The 18,321-nt window shown below is 41.7% G+C and carries 16 protein-coding genes and 3 tRNA genes; 12 read left to right on the top strand and 7 right to left on the bottom strand.

Annotation, left to right across the window (positions count from 1 at the left end; genetic code table 11):
* Nucleotides 1–67: 67 nt before the first annotated feature.
* Nucleotides 68–1,465 (bottom strand): amino acid permease, encoded by a 1,398-nt coding sequence (locus P255_RS03835; RefSeq protein WP_004903742.1) that lies wholly within the window; start codon nt 1,463–1,465, stop codon nt 68–70.
* Between the two features lie 323 nt (nt 1,466–1,788).
* Nucleotides 1,789–3,201, bottom strand: a complete 1,413-nt coding sequence (locus tag P255_RS03830; RefSeq protein WP_004903740.1) for an amino acid permease — start codon at nt 3,199–3,201, stop codon at nt 1,789–1,791.
* Between the two features lie 226 nt (nt 3,202–3,427).
* Between P255_RS03830 and radA the strand changes: the two genes are divergently transcribed.
* Both radA and P255_RS03820 read left to right on the top strand, forming a co-directional pair.
* Entirely contained in the window at nt 3,428–4,813 is a 1,386-nt protein-coding gene (gene radA / locus P255_RS03825; RefSeq protein WP_004903739.1) for a DNA repair protein RadA, read from the top strand.
* A gap of 169 nt (nt 4,814–4,982) precedes the next feature.
* The gene (locus tag P255_RS03820; protein WP_004903738.1) at nt 4,983–5,942 is read left to right on the top strand and encodes a Tim44 domain-containing protein; all 960 of its coding nucleotides are present in this window, start codon (nt 4,983–4,985) and stop codon (nt 5,940–5,942) included.
* A 53-nt stretch (nt 5,943–5,995) separates the two neighbouring features.
* Here the strand turns inward: P255_RS03820 and P255_RS03815 are convergent, their stop codons facing one another.
* Nucleotides 5,996–7,180: a S1C family serine protease gene (locus P255_RS03815; protein WP_004903737.1), complete on the bottom strand. Its 1,185-nt coding sequence runs from the start codon at nt 7,178–7,180 to the stop codon at nt 5,996–5,998.
* A gap of 191 nt (nt 7,181–7,371) precedes the next feature.
* Here P255_RS03815 and P255_RS03810 point away from each other — a divergent pair, with 191 nt between their 5' ends.
* From P255_RS03810 to P255_RS03795, 4 genes are all read left to right on the top strand, one after another.
* A complete protein-coding gene (locus tag P255_RS03810; RefSeq protein WP_004903736.1) occupies nt 7,372–8,130 on the top strand; it encodes a Nif3-like dinuclear metal center hexameric protein in 759 nt (252 codons plus the stop codon).
* Nucleotides 8,131–8,280: 150 nt separating this feature from the next.
* Nucleotides 8,281–8,907, top strand: a complete 627-nt coding sequence (locus P255_RS03805; RefSeq protein ID WP_004903735.1) for a superoxide dismutase SodB — start codon at nt 8,281–8,283, stop codon at nt 8,905–8,907.
* 169 nt (nt 8,908–9,076) lie between these two features.
* Nucleotides 9,077–9,152 (top strand) — tRNA-Asn (locus P255_RS03800).
* Nucleotides 9,153–9,156: 4 nt separating this feature from the next.
* Nucleotides 9,157–9,232, top strand: a tRNA-Asn gene (locus P255_RS03795).
* A 343-nt stretch (nt 9,233–9,575) separates the two neighbouring features.
* Here the strand turns inward: P255_RS03795 and phoA are convergent.
* Nucleotides 9,576–10,994: an alkaline phosphatase gene (gene phoA, locus P255_RS03790; RefSeq protein WP_004903733.1), complete on the bottom strand. Its 1,419-nt coding sequence runs from the start codon at nt 10,992–10,994 to the stop codon at nt 9,576–9,578.
* Between the two features lie 195 nt (nt 10,995–11,189).
* On the opposite strand from phoA, the gene P255_RS03785 reads away from it, so the two are divergent.
* Together P255_RS03785 and P255_RS03780 are read left to right on the top strand one after the other, a co-directional pair.
* Nucleotides 11,190–11,265: transfer RNA gene (locus P255_RS03785), tRNA-Asn, on the top strand.
* 153 nt (nt 11,266–11,418) lie between these two features.
* A complete protein-coding gene (locus P255_RS03780; protein ID WP_004903731.1) occupies nt 11,419–11,685 on the top strand; it encodes a hypothetical protein in 267 nt (88 codons plus the stop codon).
* A 48-nt stretch (nt 11,686–11,733) separates the two neighbouring features.
* Here P255_RS03780 and P255_RS03775 read toward each other — a convergent pair whose 3' ends face one another.
* The 3 genes from P255_RS03775 to glnA form a co-directional block, all read right to left on the bottom strand.
* Nucleotides 11,734–12,162 carry an organic hydroperoxide resistance protein gene (locus tag P255_RS03775; protein WP_004903729.1) on the bottom strand — a complete coding sequence of 143 codons (429 nt, stop codon included), beginning with the start codon at nt 12,160–12,162 and terminating at the stop codon, nt 11,734–11,736.
* Nucleotides 12,163–12,250: 88 nt separating this feature from the next.
* Nucleotides 12,251–12,685 carry a MarR family winged helix-turn-helix transcriptional regulator gene (locus P255_RS03770; protein WP_004903727.1) on the bottom strand — a complete coding sequence of 145 codons (435 nt, stop codon included), beginning with the start codon at nt 12,683–12,685 and terminating at the stop codon, nt 12,251–12,253.
* A 105-nt stretch (nt 12,686–12,790) separates the two neighbouring features.
* Nucleotides 12,791–14,200, bottom strand: coding sequence for a type I glutamate--ammonia ligase (gene glnA / locus P255_RS03765; protein WP_004753371.1), 1,410 nt, complete (start codon nt 14,198–14,200; stop codon nt 12,791–12,793).
* Nucleotides 14,201–14,936: 736 nt separating this feature from the next.
* Between glnA and P255_RS03760 the strand changes: the two genes are divergently transcribed.
* From P255_RS03760 to P255_RS03745, 4 genes are all read left to right on the top strand, one after another.
* On the top strand, nt 14,937–15,521 hold the full coding sequence (locus tag P255_RS03760) for an anthranilate synthase component II (protein WP_004903725.1): 585 nt from the start codon (nt 14,937–14,939) through the stop codon (nt 15,519–15,521).
* Between the two features lie 8 nt (nt 15,522–15,529).
* Nucleotides 15,530–16,579: an anthranilate phosphoribosyltransferase gene (gene trpD / locus P255_RS03755; RefSeq protein WP_004903724.1), complete on the top strand. Its 1,050-nt coding sequence runs from the start codon at nt 15,530–15,532 to the stop codon at nt 16,577–16,579.
* Between the two features lie 9 nt (nt 16,580–16,588).
* Nucleotides 16,589–17,395, top strand: a complete 807-nt coding sequence (gene trpC / locus P255_RS03750; protein ID WP_004903722.1) for an indole-3-glycerol phosphate synthase TrpC — start codon at nt 16,589–16,591, stop codon at nt 17,393–17,395.
* 210 nt (nt 17,396–17,605) lie between these two features.
* The gene (locus P255_RS03745; RefSeq protein ID WP_004903720.1) at nt 17,606–18,292 is read left to right on the top strand and encodes a Smr/MutS family protein; all 687 of its coding nucleotides are present in this window, start codon (nt 17,606–17,608) and stop codon (nt 18,290–18,292) included.
* Nucleotides 18,293–18,321: the final 29 nt, after the last annotated feature.

Genomic DNA, 18,321 nt, shown 5'->3' with positions numbered 1-18,321 from the left:
ACCTTGAACCCTGTTCTGACCAAAGTATTTCTAAAAAAAAACGCCAGTTTAGAACTGGCGTTTTGCTTTAATCTTTACTGATTTTTTTGGGCTTAAAAAAGAAATACCCGATCAGCAAAATCAAGAACCAGATTGGACTCACCTTTAAAGCTTTTAAAGTGTCTGGCTCCAAAGACAAGACATAAATCATACCAATGAAGAAAATAATCACCACCCAACAGGTCACCAAACCACCAGGCAATTTAAACTTGGACTGCTGGTGTAACTCTGGGCGCGTTTTGTAGTAGTTGATATAACTCCAGATGATAATCAGCCATACACAAATAAACAGTATCGTTGACAATGTCGTTGCTAACGTGAAGGCTTCAATCGTATTGGGTACAAAATACTGAAGTGCAGCACCACCAAGCAAACAAAATGCCGAGAAATATAAAGCGTTGGCAGGGACTAAACGTGGGCTTAACTTACCAAACAGTTTTGGACCTTGCCCTTCGCGTGACAAACCAAATAGCATACGGCTGGTCGAAAACACACCACTATTCATGGAAGACATGACAGAAGACAGCACCACCAAATTCATAATAATAGCTGCCGCCGCAATACCCGCGTGAGTAAACAAATTTACGAATGGGCTAACACTTGGATTAATCTTATCCCACGGCGTGACTGACATCACAATGACCAATGCAAAAACATAGAAAATAATGATTCGCACAGGAATAGAATTCACTGCTTTAGGCAAGTTACGTTCTGGATCACGGGTTTCTGCTGCCGTTGTACCAACCAACTCCACACCGACAAAAGCAAAAATGGCGATCTGAAAGCCTGCTAAAAAGCCTGTCGAACCAGTTGGGAAGAAACCGCCATTTGCCCATAAATGAGTAAATGAAGCCAGCTCACCTGTAGGCGAAGTAAATCCTGTAAAGATCATCCATAGACCCACAGCGATAAGCACAACAATCGCAATAATCTTGATCAGTGCAAACCAGAATTCCATCTCACCAAACAGTTTCACGGTCACCAGATTCAGCCCCATAATAAAGAAAATCGAGGCGACACAAATCAGGGCACTTTCCCCAGGGCTAAATGGATGTCCGCCATTAAAAAACTGCAAATAGTTAATAATCGCAGATAGGTCAGCAATCCCGATGGTGATCCAGCACAACCAGTATGTCCACCCTACAAAATAACCCGCCCAAGGACCAATTAAGTCCGTAGAAAAGTCAATAAATGACTTATAGTTTAAATTGGAGAGCAAGAGTTCACCCAAGGCTCGCATGACAAAAAACACCATCAAGCCAATAATCATATAAATAAATATGATGGAAGGCCCCGCCAGACTGATGGTTTTACCTGACCCCATAAATAAACCTGTTCCAATGGCACCGCCAATTGCAATCAACTGTAAATGGCGATTGGACAAGCTTTTACTTAGCTCATGATGTTCGACTGACTGTTGTTTCATGTCGTATTACCTTTCATTTGTGTTCACTCCCCCTTTGATGCAATACAGCCAAAAAGACAACAGCCCCTTATGAGACTCTATTGCAGGAATCTGTCATGAGATGATTTTGATTTTTCTAAAATAGAACCAAGTTAGAGCAACTTTATAAATATGTATGTAATAAAGAGACTTACAAATTAAAATCGCACCATATTATAGCAAAGCAGAAACCCATTTTTGATCGTATTGAACCAAAGTAGTGCGAATGAGATTTTTTTTAATTTACATTTCTTATAAAAACTTAAACTCCCCAGATGGAGAGTTTAAGTTCACTTAATTATTGATTATGCTTTCTTTTTCTTAAACATATAACCAATCGCTAAAATCAGTAGCCACAATGGACTAATCAATAGTGACTGGCGAGTATCTGGTTCAAGTACCAAAATACCGATTGTAAAGATAAAGAATGCAATCACAACATACGACATAAACACGCCACCAGGCATTTTAAATGTCGATTTTTCATGCAACTCAGGACGTAATTTGCGATAACGGATATAGTTCACCATAATCAGGATCCATACCGATACAAACAAAATTACAGACAAAGTTGTTGCAAGAGTAAATGCAGTAATAGTGTCTGGTACAAAGAACTGAAGGATTGCACCGCCCATAATACATGCACAAGAGAACATCAAACCATTTGCAGGAACTGCACTTTTTGATAATTTCCCTAATGTTTTAGGTGCCTGACCATCTTTTGCCAGACCGTACAGCATACGGCTGGTTGAGAAGATCCCGCTGTTCATCGATGACATTACAGATGACAAGACCACCAAGTTCATAATTACCGCAGCAGTCGGAATGCCTGCCATAAGGAACAATTCAACAAATGGACTCTTGTTTGGAATGACATGATTCCAAGGAATCACAGACATCACCACAGTTAAAGACAATACGTAGAACAAGATGACACGTACAGGAATTGCATTGACTGCTTTTGGCAAGTTGATGTGAGGGTCTTTCGCTTCAGCAGCCGAAGTTCCGACAAGTTCTACCCCAATAAATGCAAAAATCGCAATCTGGAAACCTGCCAAGAAACCTTCAACACCTTTCGGGAAAATGCCACCGTGTGCCCAAATGTTGCTCAAAGATGCCACGTCACCATTTGGTGAGTGATAACCTGTAAACACCATGTATGCACCCGCACAGATTAAGGCAATAATTGCCACGATCTTCACAATTGCGAACCAGAATTCAGTTTCCCCAAATAAGCGAACTGTCAATAGGTTCAATAACATTAAGAAAAGCACACAGCCTGCACTAATTAACGCTTGCCCCGCAGGTGTAAACTGCATATCTGGTGGGAGCCAGAAAGTGAGGTAGTTAATTACAGCAGTTAAGTCAGCCATACCCGTAAGTACCCAGCCAACCCAGTACGTCCAACCCACATAAAAACCTGCTTTTGGACCAATAAGGTCATAAGACATGTCCACAAAAGATTTATAGTTCAGGTTAGACAGGAGAAGTTCACCTAATGCACGCATTAGGAAAAAAACCATAATTCCAATAATAAAATAAATTAATAAAATAGATGGGCCTGCCAATGAGATGGTTTTACCCGACCCCATAAACAACCCAGTGCCAATGGCACCCCCAATAGCAATTAACTGCAAATGACGATTGTGTAAATTACGCTGTAATTCATGAATCGAATCGTCAGGTGCGTTAATATCATTTAGCTCGTTAAAACTCATTGATGATTATCCATAACAGAGTTGCTGCTAACAAATAGCAATTAGCATTCCAATTTCAGAGTTAGATGCTTAAAAAAAAGACATACGGCACAGACGTCTCAAAGACACCGTTCATAAAGCATGAGCCATACAAGATCGATTCCATGATCTCTAGTGTTTTTTATCAGATGAACATGCTAATGTTAAGCCCCTTTTTTTATTTTTTTATACAAAAAAGCACTAAATCATGAGTAAAGTTAAAACGGTCTATCGCTGTGAACAATGCGGAGCAGATCACTCCAAATGGGCGGGACAATGTTCTGAATGTGGTGAATGGAATAGTTTAGTTGAAATCCGTATAGAACCGAGCATTACTCATCGAGCAAAATCAGCATCATTTTCGGGTGGCTATGCAGGACAATTAGCGCAAATCACCACACTCAATCAAATTTCCATTTCACATGAAACGCGACTTGTGACAGGGATTGGCGAATTTGACCGCGTTTTAGGTGGCGGTCTGGTCACAGGTTCAGTGGTCTTAATTGGTGGAGACCCAGGGATTGGTAAATCGACCATTTTATTACAGACTGCAACGCACATGGCGAGCCATAAAAACTCAGCGCTGTATGTTACGGGTGAAGAATCTCTTTCTCAGGTGGCATTACGCGCCCAACGCCTAGAACTCCCCACCGATCAGCTCAAGGTCATGGCCGAAACCTGTGTCGAACGGATTTGTGAAGTGTTGGCTCAGCAACGCCCTGCCGTTGCCATCCTTGATTCTATTCAAACTCTCTATACTGAAACCCTGCAATCTGCACCAGGTGGGGTGTCACAAATTCGCGAATCTGCCGCATTATTGACACGTTTTGCCAAAAATAGTGGTACAGCTTTATTTCTTGTTGGGCATGTCACCAAAGAAGGAGCTTTAGCTGGCCCACGTGTTCTCGAACATATGGTTGACTGTGTGTTGTATTTTGAAGGTCAATCTGACTCACGTTATCGTATGATTCGTGCCGTAAAAAACCGTTTTGGTGCAGTCAATGAACTGGGGGTTTTTGGCATGACCGACAAGGGCTTACGTGAAGTTGCCAACCCTTCAGCCATCTTTTTAAGCCGTTATGATGAAGCCATTCCGGGTTCAGTGGTCATGATCAGTCGTGAAGGCACACGCCCTTTACTGGTCGAGGTTCAGGCTTTGGTAGATGATGCACAGGGGCAACCTCGCCGTGTCGCACTTGGTTTGGAGCAAAACCGTCTTAACATGCTACTTGCCGTGATGCATCGTCATGGTGGTGTACAAACCACAGGGCAAGATGTTTACGTCAATATTGTTGGTGGTTTAAAAATTACTGAAACAGGCTCAGACCTTGCAGTATTGCTGGCATGTGCCTCTAGTTTACGTGGCAAAGCCTTTCCACAACAACTTGCAGTTTTTGGTGAAGTCGGCTTATCGGGTGAAATTCGCCCTGTTCCTAATGGACAAGAACGCCTTAAAGAAGCAGTAAAACATGGGTTTAAATATGTGATTTTACCGCGTGGCAATGCACCACAAAAACCAATTGCAGGTGTACAGGTTATTGCTGTTGCGCGCTTACATGAGGCCCTGCACGAAGCCATGCAACTGAGCGAATAATTTACCGAAAGGTAAATTATTAAGAGTTTATAGCTATAAATCCAACGATACATACCAGACAGATTACAGCATGGCTCAATCGCATAAAAGTTACTCGTTTACTATTGAAATTCGGTTCAAATAACCGCATAAATGCAATGGAAAATCTGTATTTATATAGGAACAATCAATGAACACACGCCAACGTGGCTTAGTTGCTAGTATTTTAATGGCAACATTGGTGCTATCACCATTGGCTGAGGCAAAACGCGCAGGCGGTGGTCGTAGCCACGGCATGACACGTTCTGTTACACCAAGTCAGTCACACCAACAACCAACTTCAACTTACCAAGCGCCATCTGCTCCAGCAGCACCGCAACCACAAAAATCTGGTTCAAATCTGGGTAAAATGGTCGCAGCAGGTGCAGCAGGTGCAGCAGTTGGTGCATTAGCGACCCACGCTTTAGCTAATAATGACCATAATGGCACTACAACATCTGCGCCGCAGCAAAATGTTCAAGCTGAAAAGAAATCGGGTATCCCAGGCTGGATCTGGCTGATTTTACTCGGAGGCATTGGCTTCTTTATTTACCGCAAAATGAGCGCTAAAAAATCTGCAACTGCAAACCCATACACACAAAGCCAAGGTTCTGCACCATTTTCAGGACAAGCTAGCCCAACAAACGAAAGTACCAATATTTTTGGTCAAAACGTAGGTGGCAACTCAGCTAGCAATAATCAAGGTTTTGGCGGAGCATATACGAACAGTGGTAGCCAATTACCTGATGGTACTGAGCCTGCTTCATTTTTACGCATCGCCCGTCAGCGTTTTAACCATATTCAGTCCATTAACAGTGCAAGTAATGTAGAAGAAATTCGCCGCTACTTAACACCTGAACTATACAACTCAATGTATCAGGACATTATGGCAAACCGAGATCAGGACGTTGCAGAATTTAGCAATCTCAATGCAATGGTGGCAGGCTCAGCGACTGAAAATGGTCAGTATGTTGTCAGCGTGCGTTTTACAGGAACTGTTTCCGAAGACATGAACAGCTTACCTCAACCATTCACTGAAGTTTGGCACTTTGTAAAACCTGTAGGTTCACAGCAAGACTGGCTTGTTGCAGGGATTCAAGTCGAAAACTAATTTTCGCAGTCAAAAAAATCAGTTGCTTGCAACTGATTTTTTTACATCTAAATTTAGCGTTTTGGTAATGGAATATACTGGGCAGTGCTGTTTTTTAACTTGCGCTCTCCAACTTTCACAGCCAAGTCCAGCGCTGTACCTTTACGGTCAATTGCCAAATGAATGGTACTGTTCGGTGCCTGTAATGCAACATAATTAATTAAATGTGATGCAGAAGTAATATCATACTGATTTACTTTGAGAATCTTGTCACCAATATGCACACCTGCATCTGCTGCTGGGCCATTTGCCAGTACGCCAGCAACCGTAACACCTGTGCTATTGCCAGCAGATGACTGCCATTGAGCATCCTGTTTTGGCGGCATTAGACTAATTCCTAGCCAGCCACGAATGACTCGACCATCTTTTAAAATTGCATCAAACACTTGTTGGCAAATTTTGGCAGGAATTGCAAAACCGATTCCAAGTGAACCACCTGATTGTGAAAAAATGGCAGTATTAATACCGACCAAATTCCCTGCAACATCAATTAATGCCCCCCCTGAATTACCAGGGTTAATCGCAGCATCGGTCTGAATAAAATCTTCGTAGGTATTAATCCCTAAATCTGAGCGCCCTGTTGCCGAGATAATTCCTTGCGTCACGGTTTGCCCCACACCAAATGGATTACCAATGGCTAAAACCACATCCCCCACTTCATTACCACTGAGTTTAAAAGGTACAACAGGCAGATTTTGCAGGTCTATTTTAATCACAGCCAAATCGGTATCTGGGTCTGTACCAATCACTTTAGCTTCTGCACGGCGACCATCTTTCAAACCTACAACAATTTGATCGGCCTGAGCAATGACATGGTTATTGGTTAAGATGTAACCATCAGCACGTACAATGACACCCGAACCTAAACTATTTTCATTTTTGTTGAGTTCTTCAGGTGTACGATTGCCAAAAAATTCACGAAATACGGGGTCATTGAGTAAGGCATTATCACTACGATTGACTTTTTGTGTGGTAAAAATATTCACAACCGCAGGCGCAGCAACTTTTACAGCATTACGATAAGACTGTACCCCTCCCTCCTGATTATGTTCTACCAATACTTGCTGCTTCTCGATTGGCATAGCAACACCATCGGATGCAACCACTACTTTGGGCTTTTGCATCTTTTGCCATGCAGTAAATCCTAAAATCACAAAAATTAGTAAAATCCATGGCAACCATGTCAAGGTTTTGCGCACGTTATCATCCTCTGTCGGGTATCTTCTTCATTAGCAAAAAAGTTTTTGGGTCAATATTGTAAAATGAAATATTCATGAAAAGCTAAAAACTTGGCAAGGTTTTGTCTAGCTTTAGTTACAATAAGCTTAATCAACTTCACAACAACAGTAGTGATTTTGGAATGATCCAATTGAACTGAATGAGGAATTTTATGGCGCAGTTACAGGATATTTTACAGTGGTGTGATCAAACTTTACTCAGCTCTGAATTTAAAGATTATGCGCCAAATGGTTTACAAATCGAAGGCAAAGCAGACGTTAAAAAAATTGTTTGTGCAGTAACTGCTTCGTTAGATGCCATTGATGCTGCAATTGAGGCACAAGCTGACCTATTACTGGTCCATCATGGTTATTTCTGGAAAGGTGAACCTGCGCCAATTACAGGCATGCGCGGCGCGCGTATTAAAAAACTGATTCAACATGATATCTCACTTGTCGGTTATCATCTGCCTTTAGATGCACATCCAAGTTTAGGCAACAATGCTGCGATTGCAGAACTTTTAGAGTTTGAAAATATTCAGGCGCTCAACCCTAATGATCGTCATCCGATTGGCAATATCGGTTATTTAAAGCAGGCTGTTTCTGCTGAAGCCTTTAAACAGCAACTGAGTGATGTTTTTAACCGCGAGATTATTCATTTGCCATCGACTACTGAAAAAATTCAGAAAATTGGCTTTTGTACAGGTGCAGCACAAGATTTTATTACTCAAGCAGCAGAACAAGGCTGTGATGCCTATATTTCAGGTGAAGTGAGTGAACGAACGTTTTATGAAGCACGTGAGCTAAACGTACACTACTTTGCTTGCGGGCATCATGCAACTGAGCGTTATGGTGTACAGCGGCTGGCTCAAGCACTTAGCAAGCAGTTTGATGTAGAAACAATTTATTATGAACAAGACAATCCCATCTAAATAATATCTAAATCAGATTGAAAGAATTGTCATTGTATAAAACAGCACGTATATTGTATTTCATTGTTTATCAAACACGTTTTTTGTTGAAAAATACATTAAACTATTCACCACAAAATTTTCAAACCCAGCTTATGCAAGGAAAGAAAGATGACAACGATTACCCTACCTGCTCTTCCATATGGTTATGATGCACTTGAACCACACATCTCTAAAGAGACTTTAGAATTCCATCACGACAAGCATCACCAAACTTATGTGACTAACCTGAATAACCTCATCAAAGGTACTGACCTTGAAGGTAAATCTTTAGAAGAAATCATCCTTGCAAGTGCTGGCGATGCTTCTAAAGCTGGTATTTTCAATAATGCTGCTCAAGTTTGGAACCACACATTCTACTGGAACTCTATTGCACCAAACGGTGGCGGTAAACCTACTGGCGCAATCGCTGCAAAAATTGATGAAGCTTTCGGTTCTTACGAAAAATTTGCTGAACAATTCGCGACTGCTGCTGCAACTCAATTTGGTTCAGGTTGGGCTTGGTTGGTTGCAGACAAAGTAAACGGTAACCTGTCTATCGTGAAAACTTCAAATGCAGACACTCCACTTGCACATGGTCAAGTTGCAGTATTAACAATTGACGTTTGGGAACACGCTTACTACATCGACTACCGCAATGCACGTCCTAAATACATCTCTACTTTCTTAGAAAGCCTAGTGAACTGGGACTATGCAAATGCAAAACTTGCTGGTCAAGCTGCTGGTGTAGAAAAATAAGTTTTCTTTGAAAACTTTAAAAAAGGCGTCATTTGACGCCTTTTTTTATAACAAAAATGACCTAAATTTAAAGTTGCTCTAGACAAGTGATTATAAATCCAACAAATAAATTTATTTTTGATTTTTAACTTGACCTAACTGCCAGTAATCCATAGAATGCGCTTCAGATTCTCCAATAGCTCAGTCGGTAGAGCGACGGACTGTTAATCCGCAGGTCCCTGGTTCGAGCCCAGGTTGGAGAGCCACTATTCTTCCATAGCTCAGTCGGTAGAGCGACGGACTGTTAATCCGCAGGTCCCTGGTTCGAGCCCAGGTGGAAGAGCCAAGATTCGAGAAAGCCCAGCATCATAAATGTTGGGCTTTTCTTTATATAAAAATAGCCCATCATGAATACCCTCTTTTTGTGATACATGGAAGAGCCTTATTTTGATTCACACCGCTCCATAACGAGTTTAAGCAAAACAAAAAACAATCCGCTCTACTCTAAAACACCCCCACAGATCAGAGACAATAAAAAAATGCACAGACAAGCTGTGCATTTATTCAACAACCAAGCCTATGATTAAACCTGTTTCATAAACTCATTTTATTTTTCTTACTCTTGATTGGCAGATATGAAACTTTACACAGAGAGAAAAATAAGCGCATACACACAACGATTTGAAAACCTAGTGAATATTCAATGCATCTCGCATAATAAAAAACAAATCCGTCTGATCAATTAAACCAGAAACATTTGCTGCACGTGGACCATACGCCGCAATACGTACTTGCGCGCCTGTATGCTCCTGACTATTCCCCGTTGAAGTGGCATAGTTGACAGCCATTGGCGACTGGTCTTTGGTCAGCAAGTTTGCAGTTTTCCCTGGGCTATCGGTATCCACAGGAATAATCTGACTGGTATGTGCGTGATCACCTGTAACAATAATTAAAGTATCAGGGTGCGTTTTAGCAAATGCCAGCGCCTCTTGGACTGCTTCATCTAAAGCCACAGTTTCACCAATCTGCCCGCATGGATCAGCAGCATGGTTTTGCTTATCAATCGAGCCACTTTCCACTTGCAAGAAGAAACCTTTTGGATTTTTCTCGAGAAGCTGAATCGCTTTTGCCGTCATCATACGCAAACTAGGCACCTCTGCCCCACGTGCAGGGTTGATTTGGCAACGCTGTGCAGCTTGTTTATTACCATTCAACACCGCTTTCGGACCAATCCAGCTTACGGGTAAATTACCCTGTGCAAATAAGCCTAAAACAGGTTGCTGTTGATTGGCTGTGCTGAGTTGGCTTAACTGATCAGCATTGGAAACCATTTTATAACCACGCGCCTGAGCCTGCGCCAATAAAGTCTGACCTTTATATTGCCCCACAGTTGCCATTTCATTAAATGAAGTTGCACCGCCACCCAGAGTTACATCGGCACGAGCATCGAGCAGTTGCTCACTAATCGAACCTAGCCCACCATTTTCCAAAGCATTGGTTGGGCAGAGTTTTGCTGTTGAAGATGGTGAATAGCATTTACGATGGGTGACATGCGCAATCAGTGCCGCAGGCGTCGCATCCTGTAACTCGGTTGTGGTGACATTACCCGTTGCATAACCTGCACGTTTTGCCAATGCTAAAATTGATTCATGTGCTTTTGCCTGCACATCAACCCCAATTGCACCATTATAGGTTTTTATACCCATTGCCCATGCAGAAGCCGATGCTGCCGAATCTGTTACATAATCAATGGTTTTGTCTTTATTGACCGAATAGGTGGTATAACTGCCTGTAAATGGCAAGACATCAATTCCTTTAAAATAACCTCCCGCCCCCTCAACATAATTACGGGCGATAGTAATTTCCGAGTCGCTGGTGCCATCTCCAATAAATAAAATCACATGCTTGACATGACGAGAGCTAATCGAAGCCTTGAGCGCCTCGCTACGTTCTGCAGTTAGGCGGGTTGCACCTGAAAACTGATCCAACTGCCCCTTAGCATATGGGGCAATTAGGCTACTTCGTGATGCTGTAGTCTGCGGCAAGCTACTACACGCACTGACTGCGATTGCCACACAACTGCTGAGTAAAAGTGGTTTTAAATTCACAAAGAGGCTCCTGTTATCTGTATTGTTTTGCCACTTGCTTTAAATTAGTGGATTTATATTGCAATTTGATTTAAGTCCTAAACGATATCACTGGCATAACTGATTATTTTTAAAACAATTAAGCTCAAAAAATCAAAAAATCGCATATAGAGGCTTGACCTATACTTAAGTAATCCATAAAATCCTTACCCAGATTCTCCAATAGCTCAGTCGGTAGAGCGACGGACTGTTAATCCGCAGGTCCCTGGTTCGAGCCCAGGTTGGAGAGCCAGATTCTAAAGCCCATAAGTCTACTTATGGGCTTTTTTAATGCAGTTACCAATTCCTAGCAGAATTTGTTTTGACTCAGTGAAGTGATCCTCTAAACTAGCGACCTAGGCACTGTGTCAGTCAGTTTCTTTTCGCCCCATTTAGGATATTTCCCATGTTAACACCACAAGAAATCCGAGCTCGCGATCGTAAGCGCTGGACAATTTTTGCCATCGCACTTCTTATTCCTATTGCTTTAGTGTTGTTACTATTTATTGCAGCTTCTCAAGATGTCAAGACCAGAGCCCAGTATGATCAAGAACGTGCTGGTTACGCTGAAAAATACCAACAAGACAGCAATGCATCTGCAGCAATGAGTTCTCAACAACAATTTGACAAACTCAAACAAGATCCTGAAGCAAAAACTGCTGATCAACACTAATAAAAAAGGCTTATCGAAAGATAAGCCTTTTTCACATCAGGTTAGGTTTTATTCAACGATCTTTAAAGTCACGTCAATATTGCCACGGGTTGCATTTGAATACGGACAAACGATATGCGCTGCATCGACCAGTTTCTGTGCTTCATCACGTGGCATTCCAGGCAAGTGAATATTTAATGTCACTTCAATACTAAATCCTGTTGGGATTGGACCAATACCCACTTCCCCTTCAATAAATGCATCTTTAGGCATATCAAATTTGTCACGTGCTGCAACAAATTTCAATGCACCTAAAAAGCATGCCGAATAACCTGCAGCAAACAACTGTTCGGGGTTGGTAAATGCACCACCTGCACCGCCCATTTCTTTAGGTACACCCAGTTGTATGTCCAAAACACCATCACTTGAAACGGCACGACCATCGCGCCCACCTGTTGCTTTGGCTTTTGCAGTATATACGACCTGTTCTAATGACATGATTTCTTCCTTTAAATTAAGTATCACACAAATATATCGTACACGATATAAATATTCAGTCAATAACTCACAGCGACCAAACTGTAAATTATTTGATCAATTTAGCACGCAATTGTTCAAGCTGATGTTTCAACTCAATTAAAGTTTGTAAATCACACTGACTGGTTTGCTGAATCAGTTCAGGAATAGCCTGTGCTTGTTGTTTTAATGCCGCACCTTGCTGAGTTAAGCCAATTAACACTTGTCTTTCATCCTGTTCGGAACGCTGTCGAGTAATCAAGCCTGAATTTTCTAATTTTTTCAGCATTGGCGTTAAGGTTGAAGATTCCAAATAAAGGCGCTTGCCAATCTCAGACACTGTGATCCGATCCTTTTCCCATAAAACCAACATGACCAAATACTGAGGATAAGTAATCCCTAAAGGTGCAAGTAACTGGCGATATTTTTGATTAAATGCCAAGTTAGCAGAATACACTGCAAAACAAAGCTGGTTATCTAGTTTTAATAATCGCTCGTCACTCAAAAGTCTATCCTCACACAACAGTTATCTTTTCTTATTATAGCCAAGATCGACAATAAAAAAGCCCGCACAAGGCGAGCTTTTTTCGGTATGAATACAGCCGTAAAATTACAAGCTGTAGTACATATCAAATTCAACTGGGTGAGTTGTTGTGTTAAGGCGACGTACATCTGCCATTTTAAGGTCGATATAAGCTTCCAACATTTCTTTAGTGAACACGCCACCTTTCAACAAGAACTCGTGATCCGCTTGAAGTGCTTCTAACGCCATTTCTAGGCTGTGAGCCACTGTAGGGATTTTTGCTTCTTCTTCAGGAGGAAGGTCATACAAGTTTTTGTCAGCAGCTTCGCCTGGGTGGATCTTGTTTTGGATACCGTCAATACCAGCCATCAACAATGCTGCAAAACCTAAGTACGGGTTCATCATTGGGTCAGGGAAACGTGCTTCGATACGTTTGCCTTTAGGGCTAGAAACGTATGGAATACGGATAGAAGCCGAACGGTTACGTGCTGAATAAGCAAGCATAATTGGTGCTTCAAAGTGTGGAACTAAACGCTTGTACGAGTTAGTAGAAGGGTTAGTAATTGCGTTCAATGCACGAGCGTGCTTGATCACACCACCGATGAAGTAAAGTGCCATTTCTGACAAACCTGCATATTCATCACCAGCAAACAAGTTCTTGCCATCTTTAGAAATTGACATATGAACGTGCATACCAGAACCGTTATCACCTACCATTGGTTTAGGCATAAAGGTTGCAGTTTTTGCATATTGGTGCGCAACGTTGTGAACAACATATTTGAACTGTTGTACTTCGTCAGCTTTAAGAACCATAGTGTTGAAACTTACACCAATTTCTAACTGGCAAGATGCAACTTCGTGGTGGTGAACTTCTACACGACCAGCGCCCATGATGTCTTCGATTTTGTTACACATCTCAGCACGCATATCATGATGAGAATCTACTGGTGGAACTGGGAAGTAACCGCCTTTAACACGTGGACGGTGACCAGAGTTACCAGACTCGTAATCTTTACCAGTTGACCAAGCAGCTTCTTCAGCGATCAATGTATGACGAGCGCCAGACATGTCGATGTCCCATTTCACTTCGTCAAATACAAAGAATTCTGGTTCTGGACCGAAGAATGCAGTATCACCGATACCTGTAGATTTTAAGTATTCTTCTGCACGACGAGCGATTGAACGTGGGTCACGCTCATAACCTTGACCAGTAGATGGCTCGATAACGTCACAAGTCACTACAACAGTTGGTTCAGCGAAGAACGGGTCGATGAAACATGTTTCTGCGTCTGGGCGCAAGATCATGTCAGATGCTTCAATACCTTTCCAACCTGCAATTGAAGAACCATCGAACATTTTACCATCTTCAAATGTATCTTCATCAATTGAATCAGCAGGGTAAGTTACGTGTTGCTCTTTACCAATCGTATCTGTAAAGCGAAAATCGACCCATTTAGCGCCACTTTCTTTGATGAGTTCAAGGACCTTGTTCGCCATGCTCTATGCTCCAATCAAGTATTTTTATTGCACGTATGAGGTGCATGTTAGAAGTTGGACGTAATAAAGCAACTCCCGTGCCAACTTTTCAAATATTAGCTAAATTATTGATAAATATATATTCTAAATAAATATTAGCTAATTATTTCATCATTATTATACTGAGTGCAAAATGAAATGCACCATATTCAGACATTTTCTTATGCTTTCCCCAAAAAGCCACATAAAACGAACCAAAAAAGTGCAATTCTTCCTTTTTGATTTAATGCAGTGCATTTATAAACGGATTATGGCGATTTGATTGCTATTTTTTTATACAGTAACGCATTTTTTTGAACATTTAATGTCAATTACAAACATCGTTATCGCTGCGTTTAGCAAATTCATAAGCAAAACCCATGACTTAAATCTTAATGAAACAGCCCCTATCCCATATATTGTGCAGGTTTAGTGCGTTATAAATTTTACTGGAACAATCCTCCCGACCCTCATCTTACTTAAGTCAGGCATAAAAACTCTAGCCGACTTTGAGTAAATTCACAGACGACACTTGGTTGAGAATGCAACAATTCAGCATGAAATAGTTCAGCAAAAAATGGTTATTTTTTGCTATGATGATTTTCGCTATAGAAATTGCCTTTATTTTTTCTCTTACGATAAGGGTTTTTTATGTTCTATATCAGTAATTTTGGACTAAGCACATTTAACGTGCATGCACTTCAATAGGTTAAATATCATGCTTCTAATGATAGACAATTACGACTCCTTTACTTACAACATCGTCCAGTACTTTGGCGAATTAAATCAGGAAGTAAAAGTAGTTCGCAATGATCAAGTCTCATTAGAGGATATTGAACGATGGCAACCAAAGTATCTGGTGATTGGTCCTGGCCCTTGCTCGCCAACTGAAGCAGGGATTTCCATTCCTGCCATTCAGCATTTTGCAGGTAAAATTCCTTTGCTCGGCGTGTGTTTGGGGCATCAAAGTATTGGACAGGCTTTTGGCGGTAAAATTGTACGTGCCAAACATGTCATGCATGGTCGTTTATCTGACATGTATCACAGCAATACTGGGATTTTTAGTGATTTACCATCACCATTTACTGCAACGCGTTATCACTCTTTGGTGATTGACCAAGCAACATTGCCTGAGTGTCTGGAAGTCACCTGCTGGACGCAAGAAGCAGATGGTTCAATGGAAGAAATTATGGGTGTAAAACACAAGACATTGCCTGTTGAAGGCGTGCAGTTCCACCCAGAATCGATTCTGAGCCAGCACGGACACAAAATTTTCCAAAATTTCCTTGATATTTACAAATAGCGGTTGCCATGAACATTCAACAAGCTTTAAACCATATTACAAAAAACATTCACCTGACCCAAAGCCAGATGCAAGATGTCATGCGTAGCATCATGCAAGGTGAAGCCACAGATGCGCAAATTGGTGCTTTATTGATGGGGCTTCGCCTCAAAGGTGAAAGCATTGACGAAATTACGGCGGCCGCACAAGTGATGCGTGAACTGGCCATTAAAATTGATGTGAGTGATGTTCCTCATTTAGTCGATATTGTCGGCACAGGCGGTGACGGACAAAACTTATTTAATGTCTCTACAGCGTCTAGTTTTGTGATTGCTGCCGCTGGTGCAAGTATTGCCAAACACGGTAACCGCGGCGTATCAAGCAAATCAGGTTCATCAGATCTTCTTGAACAGGCAGGCATTCAGCTCAATCTGAACATTGCTCAAACCGAGCGCTGTATCCGTGAAATGGGCATTGGTTTCCTGTTTGCACCCAACCATCATACCGCCATGAAACATGCGATTGGCCCACGTAAAGAACTGGGTATTCGTACCATTTTTAATTTGCTTGGCCCACTCACCAACCCTGCTGGGGTAAAACGCCTCGTCATTGGCGTGTTTTCTGACGAGTTATGCTACCCAATGGCAGAGGTCATGAAGCAACTTGGTGCTGAACATGTCATGGTCGTGCATTCCAAAGATGGTCTGGATGAAATCAGCCTTGCAGCAACCACTACCGTTGCCGAACTAAAAAATGGTGAAATTCAGTCGTGGGTGATTACACCTGAAGATGTTGGAATTGAATCACAAAGTTTACATGGCTTAATTATTGATAGCCCTGAAGCCAGTTTAAAACTGATTAAAGATGCGCTTGGACGGAACAAATCAGAAATTGGGCAGAAAGCTGCCGATATGATTGCACTCAATGCGGGTGCAGGTATTTATGTCGCAGGTTTGGCAAAAGACTACAAACAAGGCGTTGCTTTTGCTCAAGATATTATTGATGGTGGTCAGGCGCTAGAAAAAATGAGCGTTTTTGCCGAATTTACAAAAACTCTAAAACAGATTGAAAGCGCATAAGGAACGGTGATGGTAGATATTGCAAACACAATTTTAGGTAAAATTGTTGATCGTAAAGTTGAGGAACTCGCCGCGCGCCGTCAAAAATATAGCCTGCAAGACCTTGAACAACTGGCTGCCCAAGCAACACCTGTACGTGGCTTTGCCCAAGCACTACGCTCTAAACGTCCAGGCGTGATTGCTGAAATTAAAAAAGCATCGCCATCCAAAGGCGTGATTCGCGCCAACTTCAACCCTGCTGAAATCGCACAGCAATACGAACGTGCGGGTGCAGCATGTTTGTCGGTACTTACCGATGTCGACTTCTTCCAAGGCGCAGATGAAAATATTCAAATTGCCCGTACTCACTGTGCTTTACCTGCCTTGCGTAAAGACTTCTTGATCGACCCTTACAATGTGGTTGAAGCACGCGCTTTGCATGCCGATTGTATTTTGCTGATCGTGGCGTGCTTGTCCGATCAACAGTTACAGGAAATGTCACAGACTGCATTTGAACTCAACCTCGATGTATTGGTTGAAGTGCATGATGAAGCCGAACTTGAGCGTGCCCTGCAACTGGATGAACGCTGCTTACTTGGTGTCAATAACCGTAACTTAAAAACGTTTGAAGTTGATTTAAATACTTCATTACGTTTGAAAAAATTGCTTGATCCACAGCGTTTACTCGTCACGGAAAGCGGCATTGCGACCACTGAAGATGTCAAGATCATGCAAGAACATGATATTCACAGCTTCTTGGTTGGCGAAAGCTTTATGAAACAGCCTGATCCTGTGCAAGCATTCCAAGCACTATTTGGTACGCCTGAACAGTTATAAAAACATCTTGATATAAGCCGAATTTAGATGCGTCTGGATTCGGTTTTTTATATTTGTCATTCTTCAAAACCATTTAAAATTTTTCAAAGCATCCTCCGCCCTACTTGAAAGCAATTTAGATTAAAAAATATGTCTGTGGCTTTTGATTTCTCACCCCACGTCATTTCGTACTATACTTAGCAAAATTTCACTTTTTTATGTTTTATTATCATGAGTAATAAAGATTCTGCGCTGTCAAAAGAGCAACTGTCCCTGCTCAAGCAGTTTAAAAAACAAATCACTCATCCACATACAACTCAATTGGCACAACAACAAGCTGCTGCCCAAACCAAAGTTGAAGAACCTGAGGATGACTGGGATTTATTTAAAAAAGCCACACAAGGTGTGCAAAAGTTAGACAATAGCAATATTGCTAACTTAAATCGTAGCAAGCAAAAAAAACTTGATGCCCAAACACTGGCAAAACGTGTTGCAGCGGAAGGTGCTACCGAAAGTGAAAATGCAGAACTGTCAGATACTCAGGCTGCATTAAACCCAGTAGGCAGTCAACAAACCTTAAACTATCGGGTTGCAACATTGCAGCACCGTGTGTTTGAAGATTTAAAAACAGGTAAACTGCGCTGGTTTGAAGCAGTTGACCTGCATGGTTGTACCGTTGAACAGGCTCGCGCTGCGATTTTGCAACTGATTCAAATGGCAAAAGATGAAAACCAGAATGTCATTAAAATCGTACATGGTAAAGGGCCAGAAGCGATTTTAAAAACCTATGTCAATGGTTGGCTACGTCAGCATCGTGATGTATTGGCTTTTGTCAGTGCCCCTGAAAATCAGGGTGGAACAGGTGCAGTTTTGGTTTTACTGAAACGTGCTGAAAAAAATCCAAAGTATAAACAGTAAGCTGTTTTAATAATTAGTATCGGTCTTTC

The sequence above is a fragment of the Acinetobacter brisouii CIP 110357 genome, from assembly GCF_000488275.1.
GTDB classification, from domain to species: domain Bacteria; phylum Pseudomonadota; class Gammaproteobacteria; order Pseudomonadales; family Moraxellaceae; genus Acinetobacter; species Acinetobacter brisouii.
The sequence above is the reverse complement of the archived record's forward strand: the minus strand, read 5'-3'. Positions and strand labels throughout refer to the sequence as shown.

Bases quoted from the DNA above. Each gene is read 5' to 3' on its own strand.
- radA (WP_004903739.1), top strand. From the start codon at position 3,428: ATGAGTAAAGTTAAAACGGTCTATCGCTGTGAACAATGCGGAGCAGAT.
- P255_RS03775 (WP_004903729.1), bottom strand. From the start codon at position 12,162: ATGTCATTAGAACAGGTCGTATATACTGCAAAAGCCAAAGCAACAGGT.
- P255_RS03805 (WP_004903735.1), top strand. From the start codon at position 8,281: ATGACAACGATTACCCTACCTGCTCTTCCATATGGTTATGATGCACTT.
- trpC (WP_004903722.1), top strand. From the start codon at position 16,589: ATGGTAGATATTGCAAACACAATTTTAGGTAAAATTGTTGATCGTAAA.
- P255_RS03760 (WP_004903725.1), top strand. From the start codon at position 14,937: ATGCTTCTAATGATAGACAATTACGACTCCTTTACTTACAACATCGTC.
- P255_RS03820 (WP_004903738.1), top strand. From the start codon at position 4,983: ATGAACACACGCCAACGTGGCTTAGTTGCTAGTATTTTAATGGCAACA.
- P255_RS03835 (WP_004903742.1), bottom strand. From the start codon at position 1,465: ATGAAACAACAGTCAGTCGAACATCATGAGCTAAGTAAAAGCTTGTCC.
- glnA (WP_004753371.1), bottom strand. From the start codon at position 14,200: ATGGCGAACAAGGTCCTTGAACTCATCAAAGAAAGTGGCGCTAAATGG.
- P255_RS03780 (WP_004903731.1), top strand. From the start codon at position 11,419: ATGTTAACACCACAAGAAATCCGAGCTCGCGATCGTAAGCGCTGGACA.
- P255_RS03810 (WP_004903736.1), top strand. From the start codon at position 7,372: ATGGCGCAGTTACAGGATATTTTACAGTGGTGTGATCAAACTTTACTC.
- P255_RS03830 (WP_004903740.1), bottom strand. From the start codon at position 3,201: ATGAGTTTTAACGAGCTAAATGATATTAACGCACCTGACGATTCGATT.
- trpD (WP_004903724.1), top strand. From the start codon at position 15,530: ATGAACATTCAACAAGCTTTAAACCATATTACAAAAAACATTCACCTG.
- P255_RS03745 (WP_004903720.1), top strand. From the start codon at position 17,606: ATGAGTAATAAAGATTCTGCGCTGTCAAAAGAGCAACTGTCCCTGCTC.